Genomic DNA, 22,636 nt, shown 5'->3' with positions numbered 1-22,636 from the left:
GCACAAATGCGCATGGTCGATTTGATCCACAAGAAGAGAAACGGCGGCGAGCTGACCGCTGCGGAAATACAAACGATCATTGACGGGTATTGCCGCGGGGACATTCCGGATTATCAAATGTCCGCATGGGCGATGGCCGTCTATTTTCAAGGAATGACACCGGTCGAAACCGCAAATTTAACGCTGGCGATCGCGGAATCCGGAGATACGGTCGATTTATCGCAGATACCGGGCGTTAAAGCGGACAAGCATTCGACGGGAGGTGTCGGCGACAAGACGACGCTCATCCTCGGTCCTATTGTGGCGGCGGCCGGCATTCCGGTAGCCAAAATGTCCGGGCGGGGCCTCGGGCATACCGGCGGCACGATCGACAAGCTGGAGTCGATCGCCGGCTTCCGGACGGAGCTGACGCAGGAGCAGTTTTTCCGGCAGGTAAACGAGATCGGCCTCGCCGTCATTGGACAGAGCGGCAACTTGACTCCTGCCGACAAGAAGCTGTACGCGCTGCGCGACGTGACCGCGACGGTGGAATCGATTCCGCTTATCGCCAGTTCGGTCATGAGCAAGAAGATCGCCGCCGGCGCGGATGCCATCGTGCTGGATGTAAAGACCGGAAGCGGAGCATTTATGAAAACGGTGGAGCAGTCGGAAGAGCTTGCGCACGCGATGGTCGAAATCGGCACCGAGGTCGGACGCAACACGGCCGCCGTCATTAGCGATATGGACCAGCCGCTCGGCTTTGCGGTCGGCAATGCGCTTGAAGTGGCGGAGGCGGTGGCGACGTTGCAGGGGAAGGGACCCGAAGACTTGACGGAGCTGTGCGTTGAGCTGGCAGCCCACATGACGGTGCTCGCCGGCAAGGCGGCGGATATTTACGAAGCGAAGAAGCTGGTCCGGGAGCTGCTTGCAAGCGGCGCGGCACTTGCGAAGTTCCGCCAGTTCGTCGCCGCGCAGGGCGGCGATGACGCTTTCGTTGACGATTTGCGGCGGCTGCCGCAGGCGGAGTATGTTTTTGCGGCGAAATCGCCCGCCGAAGGTTATATCGGCGCGATCGACGCCGAAGAGCTCGGCATTGCGGCAATGATGCTCGGCGCAGGCCGCGCGACGAAAGACGATACGATCGATCATGCGGTCGGCATCGTGCTGAATTTGAAAGTCGGCGATCGCGTTGCGGCCGGCGAAGCGCTGGCCCGCGTTCACGCGGCTGCTCCGGAGAGCGAGCCTGCCGTGCGTCAAGCGCTGGAACGGTTGCTGGGCGCGTTTACCATAACGCCGGAGCCGCCTAAGCTGCGCCCGCTCGTGCTGTCGGTTGTAACGGCGGCGGGAACCGAGCGGACGGCCGCGCAGTAGCGGTTTACCTTCTTTGAAAAAACGGTCTCATCCTGAATCAGGAAGAGACCGTTTTGCTTTGTATGGACGGAAATCGGCTTAACCATTCCTTCCAGGCGGCGGCAGGCTTCTGTTCCTCCTCGATCTGTGCAATCGTTTTAACCCGGTACCAGTAAGGATAGATCTGTTTATATTTCAGTTTCTCGTACAGTCTCATCGCCGGCGCGTTAGACTCCACAACCTGCACATAGCTTTTGGATGCTCCGCACGATTTGCCCCACTTCAAGATATGAAGAATCAATTGTTCCGCGTAACCCCGGTTGCGGTATTGCTTGGCGGTTACGATATCGAATAATCCGACGTATTCTCCTTCGACGACGCCGATCCCGCAAGCTACCGGAACCGACAGGTGCGACAAAACAAAGTAGCCCGTCGTCAGCTCGGAGGACGCCAGCATCCGCTGCATGACCTCCGCCTGTTTCCCGGACAGGCCGCTCATCGCGGACACAAGGCGCAGCCATTCCGGACTTAAATCCCGCTGCATGTTCACATCCGGCAATTTCGGTTCCCCGATTTGATCCAGGCCGTCCAGCAATTGAACGCACGACGGCTCCACAACGGTATATCCTTGTCGCGCAAGCTCCGTATCGAGCGATTCCGGAACAAACGGCGTTATTTTAAACACGGAATCCAATCCCGCATCGGCGTATCGTTTTTCGAAAGCTGCAATTTTGGCGGCCAAATCCGCTTCGTTACCGGAATCGAATGCGTTGACTGAGTTGGCGCGTTTCGTATATCCTTCGGCAAAGCGCAAAAGCCAGCCGTCTTCGCAGGTCGTCTGCAGTGCCGGCCAGGCATGCAGGGAACACCGTTCGATTGTTTTAAACATCGGGCACCCAACCTTTTTGATAGGATTGTATAAATATACACTATAACAAATAAATATTCAATAGCCGATTCCGTTAGAACCAGTCTGAACATACCTTCCCCATCGGGTTTGGAATAATCTTCATTCTTCTGGTCAATGCTGGAATTATATCTGCGCCGATTTTGCGTATCCGGCGTCATTACGGCGCCTTTACGATGATTGCGGTAGGCGGTGCGGCGCCGCACAATATCAGGAGGGGAATCAACTTGAGACAAGCGAAAAAGAAATGGTTCATCTGTGCGATCGCGTTTGCTCTGCTAATGCCGGGAGCGGCATGGGCCGAGGAACCGCAGCAAGCAAAGCAGCCCGGCTCCGGCGGAGCTGCCGGTCCCGATCTCGCTCCGTCCGCCAAGTCTGCAATTGTAATTGACGCCGACAGCGGAACGGTCATTTATGAAAAAAACAGCCACGATAAGCTGCCTCCCGCCAGTATTACAAAAATTATGACGATGCTGCTCGCGATGGAAGCGCTGGACGACGGCAAGATCAAATTGACCGATATGATATCCACCAGCGAATATGCCGCTTCAATGGGCGGCTCCCAGATTTTCCTTGAGCCCGGCGAAGAAATGAGCGTCGACGATATTCTCAAAGGAGTCGCCATGGCATCGGGCAACGATGCGTCGGTGGCGCTCGCGGAGAAGATCGCGGGGACGGAAGCGGAGTTCGTCAATATGATGAACGCGAAGGCGAAGCAGCTGGGGCTGAAGGATACCCGATTCGCCAACTGCAACGGACTGCCGGCTGCCGATCATTATTCCTCGGCGCATGACATCGCCATCATGTCGATGGAACTGCTGAAGCACTCCGAAATTACGAAATATACCGGTAAATATCAGGATTATTTGCGCCAATCCAGCAAGAAGCCGTTTTGGCTCGTCAATACGAACAAGCTGGTCCGCTTCTACAGCGGTGCCGACGGGCTGAAAACGGGATATACAAGCGAGGCGAAATTTTGCCTGTCGGCGACCGCGCGCCGCGACAATATGAGAGTTATCGCCGTCGTAATGGGAGAACCGAATACAAAGACGCGCAATGCGGAAGTGTCGGGCATGTTTGATTACTCCTTCGCCCAATACACCAATTACCCGGTATTAAAGGAGGGCGATCCGATGGGTAAGGTATCGATCGAGAAAGGGCATGTTCCCGAGCTTGAGCTTACCGCGAAGCATAACTACAGCATTTTGATGAAAAAAGGCGCCGAACCCAAAGATATCCGTCATGAGCTGAAGCTGGACGGGAAGCTGAAGGCTCCGGTTCGCATCGGGCAGCCGATCGGCAAGCTTGTCGTCTACCGGGGCAACGAGGTGATCAAGGAGTTTCCGGTCGAGGCGCCCGTCTCGGTTGAAAAAGCAAGCTGGTGGAAGCTGTTCAAGCGCACTTGCGGAAGCCTGTTCTCATGATCGTCCGCTGCTGCCTGTAGCGCCCTGACAGGCGGACCCGAGCGCAGGTTAGCGCAATTTGTCGGCCTTTAGCGGCCTGCTTCTAGTTTTGTCGCGGGGCAGGAGAAGGCGCCCGGTGCGGAGAATCCCTTGTCTATCAACGAAGAGGAGTTGAACAAGGAATGAGTCTTCGGGTTGAACTGGAGCATCGCCGCAGCGTGCTGATCGTCCGTCTCCACGGCGAACTGGACCATCATACCGCCGATAAGGTCCGTTACCAGATGGAAGACGCCATCATGAGGGGGGACAGCTCCCACGTCATTCTCAGTTTGAAGGGGCTGGAGTTCATGGACAGCTCAGGTCTTGGCGTCATTCTGGGAAGGTATAAACTGCTGAAAAATAAAGGCGGCAAAATGGTTGTCTGCGATGTCAGTCCCGGTGTGCACCGGCTGTTTGAGCTGTCAGGCTTATTCAAAATCATGCCGATTTACGACAACGAGCGCTTGGCGCTTACAAGTTTGGAGGTCGCGCTATGAACACTCCGCAAGCTGCCAATGTAATGAAGCTGGTCTTCAGCGCCCGTTCGGAGAACGAAGCGTTCGCCCGCGTTGCGGTCGCCGCCTTCGTGTCCCAGCTGGACCCGACGATGAATGAGCTGAACGATCTGAAAACGGTTGTTTCGGAGGCGGTAACCAATGCGATCATTCACGGATACGACAACGACAGCGCCGGCATGGTCACGATCGAGGGCGTCATTGAGAACGATACGGTCAGTCTTACGATATCGGATGAAGGCCGCGGAATTGAAGATCTGGAGATGGCCAGGCAGCCGCTGTACACTTCCAAGCCGGAACTGGAAAGATCGGGTATGGGCTTTACGATAATGGAAAATTTTATGGACCGTTTCGAGGTTACGAGCGAGCCCGGAAAAGGAACGAAAATTGCCATGCTGAAGCGCATTGAATCAAAAAAAGCGCTTTACAACTAGGCGTATAGGGGTTGGACCGCATGGATGTGGATTTGAAACAAACCGCTCAGCCCTATCTTGAGGATGCGGAAGTGAAGCGCCTGATCGCGCTGAGCCAAACCGGCGATACGCTCGCCCGCGATACGCTCGTCCAGTGCAACATCCGTCTTGTATGGTCGGTTGTGCAGCGGTTTATGAACCGGGGCTACGAACCGGAAGACTTGTTCCAAATCGGCTGTATCGGGCTGCTTAAATCGGTCGACAAGTTCGATCTTTCCTATGATGTCAAGTTTTCCACCTACGCGGTGCCGATGATCATCGGGGAAATCCAACGGTTTTTGCGCGACGACGGAACGCTGAAAGTAAGCCGGTCTCTTAAGGAGACGGCGAACAAGGTGCGCAAGGCGAAGGACGAGCTGTCCAAGACGCTCGGCAGGCTGCCCACCGTCGGCGAGGTGGCTGAATTTCTCGGTTTGACGCCGGAGGATGTCGTGTTCGCCCAGGAAGCGAACAAGCCGCCGACTTCCATTCACGAAACGGTGTTCGAAAATGACGGCGACCCGATCACGCTGATGGACCAGATCGCCGACGATTCGCAGGAGCGGTGGTTCGACAAGCTGGCGCTCAGTGAGGCGATCGGCGGACTGTCGGAGAGGGAGCGACTGATCGTCTATTTACGATATTACCGCGATCAGACGCAGTCGGAGGTCGCCGGTCGCCTCGGCATTTCGCAGGTGCAGGTGTCGCGGCTGGAGAAAAAAATATTGCAGTCCATTAAAGACCAAATCGCCCAATAGCGGCGGTTTGGTCTTTTGCCGTATTTTACTGGCGGAAGCATGAGTATCCTTTGCATCGATTTCCCATACTAACAAAGGCTGGCGGTTATAGCGGCACAACAAGGAAGGGGGGCTTCACTATTGGAACCGAACGAGATGCGCAAGCACGCTTCCAGGCTTTACATAAGGCTGAAAAAAAGAATTTCGCTGCCCCCGGGCGGGACGCTGACGCTGGGACAGGCGTCCCGGCTGCTGGCGGAGCCGGGGCAGGAGGAGCGGTATAAGGCGCTGCCGCTTTACAGGCACAAGCTTGAGGACGGCAACCGCGTCGTCATCGATGTGCTGCAGATCGTCAAAGCGCTGAAAGACTCCGACCCGGGCCTCGAGGTGGAGGCTTACGGCGACCCGCAGGTACTTGTAACGGTGGAAGGCAAGGGGACCAAAACGCGCATTGCGGTGCTGATTGCGTCGTGGCTGCTGCTTTTTTTCGGAGCGGGTTTGGCTATTATGAATTTTCATACCGACGTCAGTATGAAGGAGGTGCACCAGCGCATCTCGGAGCTGATAACGGGACGGAAGAGCGAGCATCCGCTTTGGTTTCAAATTCCGTATTCGCTCGGAATCGGCTTCGGCATGATCGTTTTTTTTAACCATCTGTTCAAAAAAAGGTTCAACGAAGAGCCGAATCCGCTTGAAGTGGAGCTCTTTATGTACCAAGAGAATGTCAACGCCTACGTGATCGCCGACGAAATGCGCAAAATGTCGGGACGAGTGGACGGACGCGGCGATGGTTGAGGCGGCGTTTGATCTGTTCATGGCGCTGCTCGGATTTGCGGGAGGGCTTGCGGTCGGAAGCGGCATGGTGGCGCTGCTCATCGTGTTCGACCTTATTCCCCGGCTTGCGCAGCTTGCGAATGCGTACCGGAAATCGTTATGGTTCGAGACGGCGATCGTCGGAGGATCGATGTTCTGGACGTTTGCCGATTTTTTCAATTGGCGGATGTTTTTACCCGGTCCTCTCATTTTGCCGCTTACGGGCATATTCAATGGAATGTTCATCGGCATGCTGGCGGCGGCGTTAACGGAAGTGATGAACGTGCTGCCGATTTTTGCCAAACGAATGGGGTTATCCAATTATTTGTCCGCGCTCGTGATGGCTATGGTTCTGGGCAAGACGCTCGGCTCGCTGTTCGATTGGCTGATGTTCCAGTGGTAGCTTAAGACGATAATGAATGCGGTGGGTGAACGAAATGACGAATTGGAAAAAAATAACGCGGGTCGATGAAGCGGATGCTGCGGCGGAAATGGTTCGCTTGGGTACGGAGAACGAAACGGAAGAGCTGCTTGGCGACGAAATATTTTTGGATGTGCGCTCCTCCCATCCGCTGGGCCAACATTCAGGCTCGGAGGAAACGGGGAATGAAGAGCCGGAGCAGTCTGTGCAGCGGCAATCGATCATTCCATCCCGGATGGAGGATGTCATTTGCCGTTTGAAGGATGAGGTCGGCTACAAGAAAAGCTTCGATGTTGTCGTGCGCGAGATGACGCTCGGCGACACCCGCACCGCTTTCTTTATGATGAACGGGCTCGCCAAAGATATCGCATTGACCGAAGTGCTTAAGCGTCTTTCCTATTTGCATGGGGAAAATATGACTTCCGATGCGCTCCATTCGTTCATGAACCTGTATGTTCCGGCCGTTCAGGTGGAGCCGGAAGAGGACTGGAACAAAATGATGACGAACGTGCTCGCAGGATCGACGGCGATGTTCATTGAAGGCGAAAACCGCGCGCTTATTATCGACGCCAAAAGCTTTCCGGCGCGCGGTCCCGAGGAACCGTCGCTCGAACGTGTCGTGCGCGGATCGCGGGACGGTTTCGTCGAGACGCTCATGGTCAATGTCAGTCTCGTTCGCAGAAGGCTGCGCGATCCGCGGGCGCGCTACGAAGTCGTGCGTGTGGGCGAACGGACGCAAACCGATGTCTGCATCGCTTACATCGACGACATTGCCGATATGGAGCTGGTCGAATCGATCCGCGATAAAATTAAAGCGGTCCATATCGACGGACTTCCGCTCGCCGACAAGCAGTTGGAGGAAGCGACCGTCAGGCTCGGCTGGAGCCCGTTTCCGCTTGTCCGCTATTCCGAGCGGCCCGATGTGGTGGCATCGCACCTGCTGGAAGGAAATGTGGCCGTATTTGTGGATACGACGCCGAGCGTTATGATTCTGCCGACAACGTTCTTCGACCTGGTGCAGCATGTTGAAGAAAACCGGCAAACGCCTTTTATCGGCACTTACCTGCGTTGGGTGCGGTTTTTAGGCATTCTCGTCTCCATGTTTCTGCTTCCGCTCTGGTTCCTGTACGTGCTGCAGCCGCAGCTGCTGCCGCCGAATCTGAGCTTTATCGGCCCGTCGAAAGAAGGAAAAATTCCGCTCGTGCTGCAATTTCTGCTGGCGGAATTCGGCGTGGACCTGATGCGGATGGCTGCCGTTCATACCCCGTCGCCGCTGGCGACCGCGATGTCGCTTGTGTCGGCAATTCTGGTCGGCGATATCGCCGTCAAATCGGGGCTGTTCATTAATGAAGTCATTCTGTACATGGCCGTTTCGGCGATCGGCATGTTCGCCACGCCGAGCTATGAGCTCGGACTTGCCAACCGGATCGTCCGTCTGGTGCTCATTGTGTCGGTCGCCATCTTTAAAGTGCCGGGATTTATCGTCGGAATAACGGCCATTTTGCTCCTGTTATGCTTCCAGCGCTCGTTCAACCGCCCGTACTTGTGGCCGTTCATTCCGTTTGACGCCAAAGCGCTGCTCAATATTATATTTCGTATGCCCGTGCTGGAGAGCAAAACGAGACCGAATTTGCTCCGTCCTCAGCAGCGGGACAAAATGCCGACCGGAAACGGCCGCTCGTAAACGTTTCAAAAAAATCCATTTCTCTTTTCTGTCCACATTGCGTTATACTGGTGCCAATGGGTACAACTTTGGCATACATTAAGCACGATTGGAGAAAGATGAGGGGAAAATGGATGTATTTTCACGGTACTAGTAAAATCAACGATAAAGGGCATCTGGAAATCGGAGGCTGCGATACGACCGATCTTGCCCGCGAATATGGAACGCCGCTGTATGTTGTGGACGAGGCGCTCGTCCGCCAGCGTGCACGGGAGTATGTTGAGGCATTTCGCGCTTCCGGCCTGAAATTTCAGGTGGCCTACGCGAGCAAGGCGTTCAGCGTGCTGGCGATGTGCGTCATCGCCGAGCAGGAAGGGCTGTCGCTCGACGTCGTATCGGACGGTGAGCTGTATACCGCTCTGCAGGCCGGGTTCCCGGCCGGGCGCATTCACTTTCACGGCAACAATAAGACGCCGGAAGAAATTAATATGGCGCTCGATGCGGAGATCGGCTGCTTCGTCGTCGACAATTTCACGGAGCTGCGGCTCTTGAACGCCCTCGCCGGCGATAAAGGCAAGAAAGTGAACATTTTGCTGCGCATTACGCCGGGGGTGGAGGCGCATACGCACGATTATATTTCAACCGGGCAGGAAGATTCCAAATTCGGCTTCGATCTGCAGGGCGGGGCCGCTTTCCAGGCGGTGGAAGAAGCAACCGGCCTTAAGCATCTCCATCTGCTTGGCGTGCATTCCCACATCGGCTCGCAAATATTCGAAGTCGAAGGCTTCCGGATGGCCGCGGACAAAGTATGCGGATTTGCGCTTGACGTACGTGCGAAGCTGAACTACACGTTCCAGGTTATCAACCTCGGCGGCGGCTTCGGCATCCGGTATACGAATGATGATACACCGCTGCAAGTTGCGGAGTACATCAAAGCGATTACCGATTCTGTGCGCACCAACTTTACGAAGGCGGACTATCCGCTTCCGGAAATTTGGGTGGAGCCGGGCCGCAGCATCGTAGGCGATGCCGGAACGACCTTGTATACGGTCGGCACAAGCAAAGATATTCCTGGCGTGCGCAAATACGTTTCCGTCGACGGCGGTATGACGGACAATCCGCGTCCGGCGTTGTACCAGTCCCAATACGAGGCGGTGCTTGCCAACCGCGCGGGCGAGCCGGCTGCCGAGACGGTCTCCATTGCGGGCAAATGCTGCGAAAGCGGCGATATGCTCATTTGGGATTTGGAGCTTCCGCAGGCGAAGAGCGGCGATCTGCTGGCCGTATTTTGTACAGGCGCCTATAACTATGCGATGGCAAGCAATTATAACCGCATCCGCCGCCCGGCTGTCGTGTTCGTCCGGGACGGGGCCGCTGACGTTGCCGTCAAGCGTGAAACGCTGAGCGACATTATCGCGGGCGACGTCATTCCGGAGCGTCTTCGCAAGTCGGCGCTGACGAACGGATAAACGGGACTAATCGTAAGCATGATTTCAGTTTTGGAACGGCCGGCGCAAGCAGTGCGCCGGCCGTTCTCTATTTTGCTTGCAGCGGTAAATTATAGTATGATGGTAGACGTGCATAGGAATCCGGCGGGCTGGCTGCGCTAACATAGCCCCAGCCCCTTCAATATCGGACAAGGAGCGATAACGATGGCGAAACAAGCGAAAATAACATTGGCAACCGGCGGAGAGGTAATTTTGGATCTGTTCGAAAAGGACGCTCCGAACACGGTCTCCAACTTTGAGAAGCTGGCAAACGAAGGTTTCTACAACGGACTTAACTTCCACCGCGTCATCCCGGGTTTTGTCGCGCAAGGAGGCTGTCCGGACGGCACCGGCGCCGGCGGCCCAGGCTACACGATCAACTGCGAGATCAACCCGAACAAACATGAGCGCGGAACGCTGGCGATGGCCCATGCGGGACGCAATACCGGCGGCAGCCAATTTTATATTTGCTACCAGCCGCAACCGCATCTCGACGGTCAGCATACCGTATTCGGCAAAGTGGTGAAAGGGATGGAGTTTGTCGACGCCTTTAAAGGCCGCGACAAGATGGAGAAAGTGGAAGTTTACACCGCTTAACCTTATCGGTCGAACAGAATAAAAAAACGCCGGAATTCTTGTCACAAGATTCCGGCGTTTTTTTTCGGATTGCGGATGAACGATCGCCGGCCCGGTTGCCTGATGCCGGCATCATTCCGGACGCATCAGGTACGTTCGCGGTCCCTGTTTCTTAACCCCGCCAATCCGGCGAGTCCGATCAGACCAAGCCAGCCCCAGTCAATATCATTATCGTCGGTAGCGGCTGCCCGGTAATTGTTTCTATCCCAGTTCGTGCCGTTGTTGTTCACGGTGTTGCCCATGCGTGTGGTGTCATAGTTTGCAGCAACTTCGGAATTGGCCGATCCGTTTGCAAAAGCCGGGATCGAAAGCACGAGCGCCAAGCAAGTGATCATCATGAAAAGCGATCCTGTTTTTTTCAATTCTGTGCCCTCACTTTTTTATGGAGTATTGGTTACCGACTTGTTTTTTCCTTTTCTCGAACGAATTATTCTTCCGATTATTTCCTGCGTCTATTGGGAATCAGCCCAAACCGCTCCCGCCGTATCTCTATACAATAGAATATCAAAATCATTGGGAAGGAAATATCGGAATGGAGATCCCTGTTTCAGGTTTTGTCGTTCACTCGGACGGTTCTGACCCGCTTCATTCTCATAAGCTGTATATTACATCTTGGGATGGCAGACCGGTTCACGAGCATCCGTTTTCAGGAATGACGTCCTTCAACAACGGACACAGCCATTATTACGCCGGTACGACGGAGCTTGCGGAAAGCGGCGTTCAGCACGTACATCAATATTATGCGGTAACGTCGATGAACGACGGTCATACGCACATTGTACGCGGAACGACAGGGCCGGCCGTCAGCTTTCCCGGGGGAGGGCACTATCACTATTTTGAAGGATTTACGACCGTGAACGGAAGGTTTCCCCACTCCCATATGTACCGCGGGACAACAGGAAATGAAATCGGTTCATAACAACATATGCAAGTAAGCAGGGATGAAAATCCTTGCTTTTTTATTTCTATGGTGGTACTATGCAGTCAACACGAATTATTATTGGTAATAAAATTCATTTGGCTTTCCTTCGGGGTGGGGTGTAATTCCCAACCGGCGGTGATCGGCTAACAGACGTGTGCGGTTCCAACCGGGCGTTCGTTATCCGTCAGTCCGTGACCCGGACCTGCAATGTTTTCGATGCTCAACCGATGAGAGAAAACGTGCGGCGAAGGTGGATCCGGTGCAATTCCGGGACCGACAGTATAGTCTGGATGGGAGAAGGAGACGCCTTCAAAGTTTTTTGGCATCGCCTATTTGGTGACGGTTGCGTGCTTTTTTTCACAACCTTCCGTTAACGTCTGATGATTCGCATTCTGTTCCTTTCTCTCTTTAACGGGAGCATAATACTTCGCTTCGTCCGTTCCAGTATCGTTTGAAGCGGGCGTTTATGCGGGAGCATGATACAGAACGCTATACGTCGGCATTTGGATGCTTTCTTTGAAGATGTCTTTTACTACACTCTCTTACCCCCGAGGCCAGTAAGCCTTTGGGGGTTTTTTGCTATGGATATTTTAAATGACGAGTTTTATATGGATCTTGCGTTAAACCTGGCTTCCAAGGCGCTCGGTCAAACGTCGGTCAATCCGGTCGTCGGCTGCGTTGTCGTCAAGGATGGCCGCATCATCGGCGTCGGCACGCATTTGAAAAGGGGCACCGGACATGCCGAGGTGCATGCGCTCAATATGGCGGGTGAAGAAGCGGAAGGGGCGACCGTCTACGTGACGCTCGAGCCGTGCAGCCATTTCGGCAAGACGCCTCCGTGCTGCGAGCGGATAATAGCCGCCAAGGCAGCCCGAGTAGTCGTTGCCTGCACCGATCCAAACCCGCTGGTGGCGGGACGCGGCCTTGCCCGTCTGCGCGAGGCGGGCATCGAAGTGAAAGTGGGCGTGCTCGGCGAAAGGTCGATGAAGCTCAATGAAGCCTTCAATAAATTCATTACAACCGGCCTGCCGTTTGTGACGCTCAAGAGCGCCTCTACGTTGGACGGCAAAATCGCGGCGAAAACGGGGGACAGCCGCTGGGTTACCTCCCCGGCGTCGCGCGAAGCGGTCCACATGCTGCGGCACCGGCATATGGGCATTATGGTCGGCATCGGCACCGTCCTTGCCGACGACCCTTCGCTTACGACCCGGCTCCCGGTTCCCGGAATCCATCCCGTGCGGATTGTTGTCGACTCCGCCTTACGGATGCCGCTCGGAGCGAAGCTGGTGCAGGACCAGGCGGCGCCGACCGTTATTGTGACGACCGAATCCTCCGATGCGTCCCAAAGAGAGGCGCTGGAGGCGGCAGGCGTGAAGGTCGTCGTATGCGGGGCGGGACCGAAGGTTGACCTGACTCAGGCGATGAAGCGGCTCGGCGAATTGGAGATCGGCTCGGTGCTGCTCGAAGCCGGCGGCACGCTTAGCGGGGCGATGCTCGATGCCGGCCTGGTGGATAAAATGCTGCTATTTATCGCTCCAAAGCTGATTGGCGGAGCAAACGCTCCGGTCCCTTTCCAGCTGCACGGGTTTGACAAAATGTCCGAGGCGATTGAAATTGAAGAGCTGGATGTACAGCGTTACGGAAGCGACATTTGCCTGAGCGGCTATCCGGCCAACCGGCGGCGAATTCCGCTGGGCAATCGTTTAACATAAGGGGGCATTAGCTGTGTTTACGGGATTAATTGAGGAAACGGGCGTTATGAAACGGATCGGCCGCCAAGGGGAAGCGATGCTGCTGACGATCGGGGCATCGAAAGTGCTGGAAGGCGTACAAGACGGAGACAGCATTTCCGTCAACGGCGTCTGTCTTACGGTCGTCTCCTTCGACCGCGCTTCCTTTACGGTAGACGTCATGCCCCAAACATACCGCCATTCCAATTTGAGCGAAGTGAAGCTCGGCCAGCGGGTCAATCTGGAGCGGGCGATGGCCGCAGGCGGCCGTTTCGGCGGCCATATCGTGCAGGGGCATGTGGACGGGACGGGCGTCATCGTATCCCGCACAGCCGACGCCAACGCGGTCGTATACCGGATAAAGCCGTCCGAAGAGGAGCGGATGCGTTACATCATTCCGCAAGGATCGGTGACGATTGACGGCATCAGCCTTACCGTATTCGATGTTCATAACGAAACGTTCGCCGTATCGATCATTCCGCACACGCTGCGCGAAACGGCGCTGCAGGATAAAAAAGCGGGCGACACGATCAATATCGAGTGCGATATATTGGGCAAATATGTCGATCATTTGCTCCATTACGGCAGCCGCAGCGGTGAATCCGCCGTCCCGAGCGGCTCGGCCGGAAAGGGAGGAAACAGCCTTTCCGCCGCTTTTTTGGCGGATAACGGATTTATGTAAATTTTTTGCAAATACCGGATAGATGCACTTTAGCAGAGAGGTAGGGAACGTAAGCGATGATTGACGCAGAGAAACAGAATGATGTTTTTGATACGATAGAAGACGCGTTATTCGATTTGAAACAAGGCAAAACGATTATCGTCGTCGATGACGAGGACCGTGAAAACGAAGGCGATCTGATCGCGCTCGCGGAAAACATTTCAGCGGACACCATCAATTTCATGATTACGCAGGCGCGCGGCCTCGTGTGCGTTCCGATTTCCGCCGAACGGGCGGAGACGCTCGAGCTGCCGCCGATGGTATCCCGGAACACCGACTATCACGGCACGGCGTTCACCGTATCGGTCGACCACATAGATACGACAACCGGCATTTCCGCCCATGAACGGGCGATGACGGTGCGGACGCTTGTGGACGACGCGGCCAAGGCGGACGACTTCCGCAGACCGGGACATATTTTTCCGCTCATTGCCAAAAAAGGCGGCGTCCTGCGGCGCGCCGGCCATACGGAGGCCGCGATCGATCTGGCCGTCATGAGCGGCTCCAAGCAGGGAGCGGCGATCTGCGAAATCATTAAGGAAGACGGCACGATGGCCCGGCTGCCGGATCTCATTGAGTTCAAGCGCAAGCATCAATTGAAGCTGATTACGATCCGCGACCTCATATTGTACCGCAGCAACAAAGAGCAGCTCGTGGAGCGTGCCGTGGAAGTGAACATGCCGACCGATTTCGGCGTATTCCGGGCCGTCGCATACACGAACGAAATTGACGGCAAAGAGCATGTCGCGCTTGTGAAGGGCGATGTGGATAGCGGCGAACCGGTACTGGTGCGCGTCCACTCCGAATGCATGACCGGCGACGTGTTTCACTCGCACCGCTGCGACTGCGGGCCGCAGCTGGCGGCCGCTCTGCGCCAGATCGATCAGGAGGGCCGGGGCGTGCTGCTTTATATGCGCCAGGAAGGCCGCGGAATCGGACTCATTAACAAACTGAAAGCTTACGCGCTTCAGGAGCAGGGATTCGACACGGTCGACGCGAATATTAAATTGGGATTCGCCCCCGATCTGCGGGAATACGGCATCGGCGCGCAAATATTGAAAGATCTCGGCGTGCGGCGCATGCGCCTGCTGACCAACAACCCCCGCAAAATTAAAGGGCTTGAAGGGTACGGGCTTGATGTATTCGAGCGGGTGCCGCTGCAGGTGGAGCGCAACGAGGATAACACGAACTATTTATACACCAAAAAAACGAAACTTGGCCATTTGCTCGATTTTGAAATTTGACCCCGAGCGGGCGGTTGCCCGGCCTGATATGAAAGGATGAGAAACGTTATGGCAAAAGTATTTGAAGGAAATCTCGTATCGCAAGGTCTTAAGTATGGTATCGTCGTAGGCAGATTTAACGAGTTTATTACGAGCAAGCTGCTGAGCGGAGCGCTGGACGCGCTCAAACGTCACGGCGCCGAAGAAGATGAAGTTGAAGTCGCATGGGTGCCGGGCGCTTTCGAAATTCCGCTCATTGCCCAAAAAATGGCGGAGAGCGGCAAGTACGACGCCGTCATTACGCTTGGAACCGTCATCCGCGGGTCCACGCCGCACTTTGATTACGTGTGCAACGAGGTGGCGAAAGGCGTGTCCGCAATCGCGCTGAAAACCGGCGTGCCTACCATCTTCGGCGTGCTGACGACCGATTCGATCGAGCAGGCGGTTGAGCGCGCGGGAACGAAAGCCGGCAATAAAGGCTGGGAAGCGGCCGCTTCGGCGATCGAAATGGCCAACTTGACCAAAGCGATCGTAGGCTGAGTGAACCCCGTTGAGCGTGCACTATAAACTCGAAGCTTTCGAGGGGCCGCTGGATGTGCTGCTGCACTTGATCGATAGAGCCGAAATCGATATCCATGAAATATCCGTCAGTGATATTACGGACCAATATATGGAATTTTTAAACGCCATGCAGCAGCTGGAGCTTGACGTGACGAGCGAGTTTCTCGTCATGGCGGCGACGCTGCTGGCGATGAAGAGCAAGCAGCTGCTCCCGAAGCCTCCGATTCTGGAAGATGACGGATACGACGACTGGCACGACGACGATTCGCTCGATCCGCGGGACGAACTCATTCAGAAACTGGTCGAATACCGGAAATTTAAGAAGATCGCGGAGCAGCTTCGGGGCAAGGAGACGGCGCGCAGTCTCGTATACAGCAAAGAGCCGGAAGATATGACGACGTTTATGAAGGCGTCCCCCGTCAATCCGGTCGAAGGGCTTCAGCTATCGGACTTGATCGCCGCGTTTCAAAAGGCGCTTCGCAAGGCTACGCGGCGAAACGCCGTTGCAACGGTGCACAGGGATGAAATATCGGTCAAGGACCGGATCCGGGACATTGCCGATATACTGCGTGAACATGAAACCGTCCGGTTTTCGAAGCTGGTCCGGCAGGATATGGACCGCCACGAGGTTGTCGTAACGTTCCTCGCCATACTGGAACTGATGAAGATGAAACAGGTAACGGTATTCCAGCACCGGCTCTTTGAAGATATCGTCATCAATTGGAGAGGGGATTCGCCGGAACGTGAGTTTGAATTACCCGAAGTTGAAATCGATTATTGAAGGACTGCTGTTTATGGCCGGGGACGAAGGTCTCAGCGCCAAACAACTTGCCGATATTATGGAAGTTGACGCAGCGACCAGCTCCGAGCTGGTGCAAGATTTGAAGGAAGAGATGGAACGCGGCGGACGGGGGATCCGCATTGCGGAGGTCGCCGGCGCTTACCGGCTGACGACCCATCCGGACCATGCGCCGTATTTCGAACGGATGGCGGTTTCTCCCACGCGCAGCAGCCTGTCCCAGGCGGCGCTGGAGACACTTTCGATCATCGCTTACCGGCAGCCGATTACGCGCGTGGAGATCGAAGAAATCCGCGGCGTCAAGAGCGAACGCGCCATCCAGACGCTCGCGGCCAAAGACCTCATTGAAGAAGTCGGCCGGGCCGAGCAAATCGGCCGGCCGATTCTTTACGGGACGACGAAAGCCTTTCTGGATTACTTCGAGCTGCCTTCGCTTGCGGCGCTGCCGGAACCGTCCGTTGTCGATCCGGAAGACGTGCTTGACGAACAGACGCAACTGCTGTTTGACAAGCTGGAAAGCCGTCAATCGAATCGGGATGATCTGCCGGATGAGACCGGCTTTGAACCTGCGGAATAACCGCAGGTTTTTTCTTTTTGGTGCAAAAAGGAATGAATTTTCGCTCCAGCCCCCATACTATATTCAGCCAAATAAGGAAATCGGGGGAATAAGATTGCTTGGATATCTTTACGGCTGGATCATCACATTGGTTGTTTTGCTGCTGCTCGCAGCCGCTCTGATGACCGCTCCCATTCGGATCAGGGGGGAGATTAGAAGGGTGGGAAGCGACGACGACATGGAGTTTAGCGTCCGGGCGCTCTTTGGCCTTATTTATTTAAAGAAGAGAATTCCGATCTTGCGGTTTACCGGAACGGGGTTCGACTTTCGGCAAGAAAATGACAAGCTGGATATCGGGGGTGAAGGATACGAGTCGCTGCTGGACCGAATCGACGTCCAGAAAATGACCGAAATGATTGAAAACTCGAAAAAAATGCTGCTGCGAACGGAAGATTTGACGGGCTGGATACGTCAAATGCTGCGAAGGGTTAACCTTAAGGAGTGGAAATGGAACACATCGGTTGGAGTGGACGACGCCATGTGGACCGCGATGATTACCGGCATGATCTGGTCGCTCAAAACAACGTCAATCGGCGTCATTTCGCAGCTTGTCCGTCTCACCTCGACTCCGCTGCTTACCGTCGAGCCGGATTACCGCCGAGCACATTTTTCCACCGAATGGTCCTGCATAGCTCAAATCCGCTTCGGTTATGCTATTCTTGCCGGACTACAACTTCTTCTCCGCATGAAAAGAGCGAAAGGTGGCGTAAAGCTGTGGCAGAACATCCTATTCAAGGCTTGATGCAGACGGCAATGGATAACATCAAACAGATGGTCGACGTCAACACGATTGTCGGCGATCCGGTACAGACGCCGGACGGCAGCGTTATTATGCCGATCAGCAAAGTGGGCTTCGGCTTCGTGGCCGGCGGCAGCGATATCCAGATGAACGGGAGCCAAGCGAAGGCCGGCAGCGATGCGGCCCATGCCGCCGTTGCGCTTCCATTCGGCGGCGGCAGCGGCGGCGGGGTGTCGATTACTCCGATTGCCTTTCTCGTCGTAGGTGTGCAAGGCGTTAAAGTCGTACCGCTTGATAACCAAACCCATTTGATGGAACGGGTAATCGATGCGGCGCCGCAAGTGGTGGACAAAATTCAGACCATGTTCCGCAGCAACGCCACAGGCACGATGAATACGACAATAACTACTCCGATCACGACATCGGGTATCAACAATGATCAACTGGTTTAACGAAACTGCCCCGAGCGGGCAGTTTTTTTCTTCTTCCGCAATTCGTTCAAAACGGAGCTGAGAAAGCTTGTTCATAACCTGCAGCAACGAGGCATACAATTAGAGAAGGACGAGCGGTAAACTTGCGGCACGCCGCAGGTTTACCGGCTGTCAATGAGGAGGAGTCACACTAATGGCCCGGCTTAAAAAACCGCTGGCAGTTTTGCTGCTGGCAGGCATGACGATCTATTCCGCAGTACAGGGTTCGGCGAATGCTGAGCCGGCGCAATCGGCCGGAACAATAACGACGCATGCGAAAGCTGCCGCCCTCATCGATGTGGAATCGGGGCGCATTTTGTATGAAGACCACGGCACGGAAGAAATGAGGATTGCCAGCCTGACGAAAATTATGACGGCAATCGTTGCGATTGAGGAGGGCAAGCTGCAGGATGTCGTCAAAGTCGGCAAGCGGGCCGTCGGCAAAGAGGGATCGTCCATTTATTTGCAGCTTGGGGAAGAGATGACGCTGCACAATATGCTCTACGGCTTGATGCTGCGCTCCGGCAACGACGCCGCGACCGCCGTTGCCGAGCATGTCGGCGGATCGGAGGAAGGCTTTGTCCGTCTGATGAACGAGAAGGCGGAATGGCTCGGCCTTGCAAACACCCGCTTTATGAATCCGCACGGTCTCGATCAGGATGGGCATTACTCCTCTGCGGTCGATTTGGCCAAGCTGACCGCGTATGCGCTGCACAATTCCGTTTTCTCCGAAATTGTCGCCACCCGGGTGAAAACGGCGCCAAACCCTCACGATGCCTGGGATTACAAATGGACAAACAAAAATAAGATGCTTTCTTTCTATGACGGTGCGGACGGCGTTAAGACCGGTTATACGAAAACGGCGCTGCGCTGCCTCGTCAGCTCGGCGACTCGCGGCGGCCAAAGACTCGCCGCGGTAACGCTCAACGACGGAGACGACTGGGCCGATCACCAAAAGCTGCTAGACTATGGTTACCATCATTATCCGCTGACGAATCTGGCGGAGAAAGGTCAGGGCGTGTCCGGATATTCGCTGCGGGCGGGACGCACCTTCCGGTATCCGCTGGCGAAAGATGAGGAAGGCGCGGTTTCCTCCAGGCTTGTGCTGCTCGATTCGGCGCAGCCGACCGCCGCTTACAGGCTCGGGGAGCGCGGGCGTATCGACTGGTATTTGAACGGTGTGAAGATCGGCACCGTACCGGTGTATGAAACGGATGACAAGCGAACAAAGGGATCCGATAAACCCGCGTTGTCGCGGCGGATCGGCGGAACTTTCGAATGGAGGCAAGGCACGGCAACGCTGAGCGAAGCATTCCGCTCGGTCGTTATGGCGCTGCTTCGCGCGGGCGCAGGCTAAGGCGGGTCACAATCGTTTTTTCCGGGGGGACTTGGGCAATGGTCAACTGGATCTGGTTGTTTTTTATCGCGGCGAGTTTTGTAACGGCCGCCGTCAACGGACGGATGGAGGCGGTAACCGAAGCGGCGTTCGAAGGGGCCAAGAGCGGCGTAACGATCTGCTTCGGGCTCGTAAGCATACTCGTATTCTGGCTTGGACTGATGCGTATTGCAGAAGATGCCGGCTTGCTTCGCAAGCTTGCATCGCTGATGGGGCCGCTCGTACGGCTGCTGTTTCCGGACGTGCCGAAAAACCATCCCGCGATGGGATATATTATGAGCAACATGAGCGCCAATCTGCTCGGCCTCGGCAACGCGGCGACTCCGATGGGCATCAAGGCGATGCAGGAGCTGCAAAAGCTTAATGCCGACAAAGAAACGGCCTCCCCCGCCATGTGTACGCTGCTGGCGCTCAATACGTCGAGCATTACGCTTGTTCCGACGACGCTTATTGCGATCCGGATGAATTACGGTTCCGCCAGCCCCGCCGATATCGTCGGCACAACGCTTGCCGCAACGGCCGTCGCTACCGCAGCCGCCATTGCGGCCGACCGCTGGTACCGGAGGCGGCAGCCTCCGCAGAAGCCGCCGGTGGGGAAACCGGCCGGTTCCTTTTTGGCCGGTTCCGCCGCAAAGTCCGGTTCTGCCGCCAAACCCGGCCCAAATAGGATGGGAGGCGCGGCCGGCAGCGGATACGGCGGCCAATCCGTCGGGGGCAGGCCGGGTCAGGGCGGCATGGGTCCCCCGCTTTGACAATCCGCGAATAGCGCGTAATGCGTAAGCTATAGGGCTGGACATGACAATCGCAAGCCCGCGCAAGCAATACGTCTGTGACCGCCTGGTCGAAAGGGTGAGTCTATTGTATGAATTGATCACAACACTGTCGGCATGGATGATTCCCGCCATTATCGTTTTTATTCCTCTGTACGCCGCTTTCCGGAAAGTTCCCGTTTACGAAACGTTTACCGAGGGGGCGAAGGAAGGTTTCGGGACCGCGATCGGCATTATCCCCCATCTTGTCGGCATGATGGTGGCGATCAGCATGTTTCGCGCTTCGGGCGCGATGGATGCGATCACTGCAGCGATTCAGCCGCTGCTGCACTTCATCGGCATACCCGGCGAAGTGCTTCCGCTCGCTCTGCTGCGGCCGCTTACGGGAGCCGGTTCGCTTGCCTTTACGAGCGACCTGATCAAGACCTACGGCACCGACTCGATGATCGGCCGCATCGCCTCCACGATTCAGGGGAGCACCGACACGACGCTGTATGTTTTGACCGTTTATTTCGGAGCCGTCGGCATCCGGCGCACCCGCTATGCGCTTAAGGTCGGACTGTTTTCCGATGCGGTCGGGTTTCTGGCCGCCGTCTTTATTTGCTTATATATTTTCGGCTAAAGCGCTGCTGACAAGCGGCGCTTGTGCTTTTTCCCGGTAATCGTTATGATTGAGCTTGAGGTGAATCTATTGGAACGTTTACAAAAAATTTTGGCGCAGGCGGGGGTCGCTTCGCGCCGCAAATGCGAGGAATTAATCCAGAGCGGACAAGTTGAGGTTAACGGGCAAACGGTTACGGAGCTCGGCACGAAAGCCGATCCGTCCGCCGATATCATTACGGTGAACGGCAAGCCGATCCGCAGCGAGAAAAAAGTTTACTTGATGATGAACAAGCCGAAAGGCGTCATTACGAGCGCCACGGACCCGCAGGGCCGCAAAGTGGTGACCGATTATTTGGAAGGCATCAAGGAGCGCGTCTATCCGATCGGCCGGCTCGATTACGATACGGAAGGGCTGCTGCTGCTGACGAACGACGGCGAGTTTGCGAATCTGCTCACCCATCCGAGCCATCACGTGCCCAAGACGTATTTGGCGACCGTAAAAGGGGTGCCGCACGGCTCCGCGCTCGATCAGCTGAAGAAAGGCATCAAACTTGAAGACGGCATGACCGCTCCGGCGGAGGTGGAGTATTACGATGTCGATCCGGATAATAATTCGTCCACCATTACGATTACGATTTACGAAGGACGGAACCGTCAGGTAAGACGGATGTTCGACGCGATTTCCCATCCTGTCGTGCGGCTGAAGCGGATCCGGTTCGGAGAGCTGGGGCTGCAAAACATGAAAAGAGGCCGCTTCCGCCATCTGACACCCCAGGAAGTGAAAGAGCTGAAGGACGCGGCGAACAAGAAATCGAAAGCTCATAAGAAATAGAGATATGCCGGCTGCCCTAAGGCCGGTCTATCTTAACCTATAAGAAAGTATAACGTTTCACGCTTATACTTTCTTACCACAGATAGAATTTATAAATTTCGCAGTTGCGAAAATCAAATTCTATCTTGGCGATAAAACCTACCTTTAAACGCGGTCGCTCATCCCTGAGAGGCCTCGAAAGAGGTTTTCTCATATTTCACCGTGAATCTTTCGGTCGCCCATGATGACGGCGATAACCGTTTCTGCTTGCGTGGAAAAAGAATAAAACGCTTTCTTTAAAAGGGGGACGGCTCGATGGGCTCGTATCGTAGGCCGGTTCAGCTTATTATTTTTCTCGGCGTCCTGCTGCTCGGGGGCTACGCGGTCGGCAATACGCTGTTTGCCGGCGGGAGCTCGCTGCCGGCGACCGGCAAACAGCCTCCGGAATTCGCGCTCTCCGATTTGGCCGGAGGCGAGCACCGGCTGTCGGACTATGCGGGCAAGCCGGTCGTGCTCAATTTCTGGGGCAGCTTTTGCCCTCCGTGCGTGAAGGAAATGCCGGAATTCGAAAAGCAGTACGGGAAATGGAAAGCGACCGGGCTAACCATTCTCGCGGTCAACTTAAGCGAGGACGACTTGACGGTGCGCAATTTTGTCGGCCGCTTCCAGCTTAGCTACCCCATTCTGCGTGACGTGAACCGGCAGACGGAGCGCAGCTACGGGCTGCGCCAATACCCGACCACATTTTTTATCGGCAGCGACGGGACTGTGCGGCATATTTTCGTCGGGGGCATGACGGAAGCGCAAATCGACGAGCAGATCGCGCTGCTTTTGGGGAAATAACGTTTTTCACACGCTTTCGCTGGGAGGGGA

At 55.5% G+C, this 22,636-nt stretch carries 26 protein-coding genes and 1 riboswitch; of the genes, 24 read left to right on the top strand and 2 right to left on the bottom strand.

The window, feature by feature from the left end; translation table 11 throughout:
• Positions 1–6 precede the first annotated feature (6 nt).
• Positions 7–1,350 carry a pyrimidine-nucleoside phosphorylase gene (locus tag VN24_RS25085; RefSeq protein ID WP_045672651.1) on the top strand — a complete coding sequence of 448 codons (1,344 nt, stop codon included), beginning with the start codon at positions 7–9 and terminating at the stop codon, positions 1,348–1,350.
• 37 nt (positions 1,351–1,387) lie between these two features.
• Here VN24_RS25085 and VN24_RS25080 read toward each other — a convergent pair whose 3' ends face one another.
• Positions 1,388–2,218 carry a GNAT family N-acetyltransferase gene (locus VN24_RS25080; RefSeq protein WP_052703144.1) on the bottom strand — a complete coding sequence of 277 codons (831 nt, stop codon included), beginning with the start codon at positions 2,216–2,218 and terminating at the stop codon, positions 1,388–1,390.
• Positions 2,219–2,517: 299 nt separating this feature from the next.
• On the opposite strand from VN24_RS25080, the gene VN24_RS25075 reads away from it, so the two are divergent.
• The 9 genes from VN24_RS25075 to VN24_RS25035 all read left to right on the top strand — a co-directional run bounded on the left by VN24_RS25075 (position 2,518) and on the right by VN24_RS25035 (position 10,363).
• Complete coding sequence (locus VN24_RS25075) at positions 2,518–3,660, top strand: D-alanyl-D-alanine carboxypeptidase family protein (protein WP_045673694.1); 1,143 nt, start codon at positions 2,518–2,520, stop codon at positions 3,658–3,660.
• Between the two features lie 161 nt (positions 3,661–3,821).
• The gene (gene spoIIAA / locus VN24_RS25070; RefSeq protein ID WP_045672650.1) at positions 3,822–4,175 is read left to right on the top strand and encodes an anti-sigma F factor antagonist; all 354 of its coding nucleotides are present in this window, start codon (positions 3,822–3,824) and stop codon (positions 4,173–4,175) included.
• Entirely contained in the window at positions 4,172–4,627 is a 456-nt protein-coding gene (gene spoIIAB / locus VN24_RS25065; RefSeq protein ID WP_045672649.1) for an anti-sigma F factor, read from the top strand. The genes spoIIAA and spoIIAB overlap by 4 nt, the downstream gene beginning before the upstream one ends.
• A gap of 20 nt (positions 4,628–4,647) precedes the next feature.
• Positions 4,648–5,403: an RNA polymerase sporulation sigma factor SigF gene (gene sigF / locus VN24_RS25060; RefSeq protein WP_045672648.1), complete on the top strand. Its 756-nt coding sequence runs from the start codon at positions 4,648–4,650 to the stop codon at positions 5,401–5,403.
• Positions 5,404–5,523: 120 nt separating this feature from the next.
• The gene (locus VN24_RS25055) at positions 5,524–6,177 is read left to right on the top strand and encodes a stage V sporulation protein AA (RefSeq protein ID WP_338012203.1); all 654 of its coding nucleotides are present in this window, start codon (positions 5,524–5,526) and stop codon (positions 6,175–6,177) included.
• Positions 6,170–6,598 carry a stage V sporulation protein AB gene (locus VN24_RS25050; RefSeq protein WP_045672647.1) on the top strand — a complete coding sequence of 143 codons (429 nt, stop codon included), beginning with the start codon at positions 6,170–6,172 and terminating at the stop codon, positions 6,596–6,598. The genes VN24_RS25055 and VN24_RS25050 overlap by 8 nt, the downstream gene beginning before the upstream one ends.
• 88 nt (positions 6,599–6,686) lie before the next feature.
• A complete protein-coding gene (locus tag VN24_RS25045; RefSeq protein ID WP_148505390.1) occupies positions 6,687–8,300 on the top strand; it encodes a spore germination protein in 1,614 nt (537 codons plus the stop codon).
• A 113-nt stretch (positions 8,301–8,413) separates the two neighbouring features.
• Positions 8,414–9,748 carry a diaminopimelate decarboxylase gene (gene lysA, locus VN24_RS25040; RefSeq protein ID WP_082084128.1) on the top strand — a complete coding sequence of 445 codons (1,335 nt, stop codon included), beginning with the start codon at positions 8,414–8,416 and terminating at the stop codon, positions 9,746–9,748.
• 183 nt (positions 9,749–9,931) lie between these two features.
• Positions 9,932–10,363: a peptidylprolyl isomerase gene (locus VN24_RS25035; protein ID WP_045672645.1), complete on the top strand. Its 432-nt coding sequence runs from the start codon at positions 9,932–9,934 to the stop codon at positions 10,361–10,363.
• A 125-nt stretch (positions 10,364–10,488) separates the two neighbouring features.
• Here the strand turns inward: VN24_RS25035 and VN24_RS25030 are convergent, their stop codons facing one another.
• Positions 10,489–10,764 carry a WGxxGxxG family protein gene (locus tag VN24_RS25030; protein ID WP_338012202.1) on the bottom strand — a complete coding sequence of 92 codons (276 nt, stop codon included), beginning with the start codon at positions 10,762–10,764 and terminating at the stop codon, positions 10,489–10,491.
• A 170-nt stretch (positions 10,765–10,934) separates the two neighbouring features.
• On the opposite strand from VN24_RS25030, the gene VN24_RS25025 reads away from it, so the two are divergent.
• The 14 genes from VN24_RS25025 (at position 10,935) to VN24_RS24960 (ending at position 22,606) form a co-directional block, all read left to right on the top strand.
• A complete protein-coding gene (locus VN24_RS25025) occupies positions 10,935–11,321 on the top strand; it encodes a YmaF family protein (protein WP_045672644.1) in 387 nt (128 codons plus the stop codon).
• 101 nt (positions 11,322–11,422) lie between these two features.
• Positions 11,423–11,630: riboswitch (FMN riboswitch) on the top strand.
• A gap of 275 nt (positions 11,631–11,905) precedes the next feature.
• Positions 11,906–13,036 (top strand): bifunctional diaminohydroxyphosphoribosylaminopyrimidine deaminase/5-amino-6-(5-phosphoribosylamino)uracil reductase RibD, encoded by a 1,131-nt coding sequence (ribD, locus tag VN24_RS25020; protein WP_045672643.1) that lies wholly within the window; start codon positions 11,906–11,908, stop codon positions 13,034–13,036.
• 13 nt (positions 13,037–13,049) lie between these two features.
• Positions 13,050–13,736, top strand: a complete 687-nt coding sequence (ribE, locus tag VN24_RS25015) for a riboflavin synthase (RefSeq protein WP_045672642.1) — start codon at positions 13,050–13,052, stop codon at positions 13,734–13,736.
• A 56-nt stretch (positions 13,737–13,792) separates the two neighbouring features.
• Positions 13,793–15,019, top strand: coding sequence for a bifunctional 3,4-dihydroxy-2-butanone-4-phosphate synthase/GTP cyclohydrolase II (locus tag VN24_RS25010; RefSeq protein WP_045672641.1), 1,227 nt, complete (start codon positions 13,793–13,795; stop codon positions 15,017–15,019).
• Between the two features lie 48 nt (positions 15,020–15,067).
• Positions 15,068–15,538 carry a 6,7-dimethyl-8-ribityllumazine synthase gene (ribH, locus tag VN24_RS25005; RefSeq protein WP_045672640.1) on the top strand — a complete coding sequence of 157 codons (471 nt, stop codon included), beginning with the start codon at positions 15,068–15,070 and terminating at the stop codon, positions 15,536–15,538.
• A 10-nt stretch (positions 15,539–15,548) separates the two neighbouring features.
• Entirely contained in the window at positions 15,549–16,340 is a 792-nt protein-coding gene (locus VN24_RS25000; RefSeq protein WP_045672639.1) for a segregation and condensation protein A, read from the top strand.
• Positions 16,309–16,935: an SMC-Scp complex subunit ScpB gene (scpB, locus tag VN24_RS24995; protein WP_045673690.1), complete on the top strand. Its 627-nt coding sequence runs from the start codon at positions 16,309–16,311 to the stop codon at positions 16,933–16,935. The genes VN24_RS25000 and scpB overlap by 32 nt, the downstream gene beginning before the upstream one ends.
• 94 nt (positions 16,936–17,029) lie before the next feature.
• Entirely contained in the window at positions 17,030–17,716 is a 687-nt protein-coding gene (locus tag VN24_RS24990; protein WP_158453710.1) for a DUF2953 domain-containing protein, read from the top strand.
• Positions 17,689–18,165 (top strand): GerW family sporulation protein, encoded by a 477-nt coding sequence (ytfJ, locus tag VN24_RS24985; RefSeq protein WP_082084126.1) that lies wholly within the window; start codon positions 17,689–17,691, stop codon positions 18,163–18,165. Before VN24_RS24990 ends, ytfJ begins: the two co-directional genes overlap by 28 nt.
• Positions 18,166–18,337: 172 nt before the next feature.
• On the top strand, positions 18,338–19,540 hold the full coding sequence (locus VN24_RS24980) for a D-alanyl-D-alanine carboxypeptidase family protein (RefSeq protein WP_045672637.1): 1,203 nt from the start codon (positions 18,338–18,340) through the stop codon (positions 19,538–19,540).
• 38 nt (positions 19,541–19,578) lie between these two features.
• Positions 19,579–20,331: a nucleoside recognition domain-containing protein gene (locus VN24_RS24975; RefSeq protein WP_045672636.1), complete on the top strand. Its 753-nt coding sequence runs from the start codon at positions 19,579–19,581 to the stop codon at positions 20,329–20,331.
• Positions 20,332–20,437: 106 nt separating this feature from the next.
• Entirely contained in the window at positions 20,438–20,971 is a 534-nt protein-coding gene (locus VN24_RS24970) for a spore maturation protein (RefSeq protein WP_045672635.1), read from the top strand.
• A gap of 69 nt (positions 20,972–21,040) precedes the next feature.
• Positions 21,041–21,784 carry a pseudouridine synthase gene (locus tag VN24_RS24965; RefSeq protein WP_045673688.1) on the top strand — a complete coding sequence of 248 codons (744 nt, stop codon included), beginning with the start codon at positions 21,041–21,043 and terminating at the stop codon, positions 21,782–21,784.
• Between the two features lie 294 nt (positions 21,785–22,078).
• Positions 22,079–22,606, top strand: a complete 528-nt coding sequence (locus VN24_RS24960; RefSeq protein ID WP_045672634.1) for a redoxin domain-containing protein — start codon at positions 22,079–22,081, stop codon at positions 22,604–22,606.
• Positions 22,607–22,636: the final 30 nt, after the last annotated feature.

Origin of the sequence: Paenibacillus beijingensis (assembly GCF_000961095.1) — a bacterium.
In the GTDB taxonomy this organism is placed as follows: domain Bacteria; phylum Bacillota; class Bacilli; order Paenibacillales; family Paenibacillaceae; genus Paenibacillus_O; species Paenibacillus_O beijingensis.
This window is presented reverse-complemented; position numbering and strand designations above follow the sequence as displayed.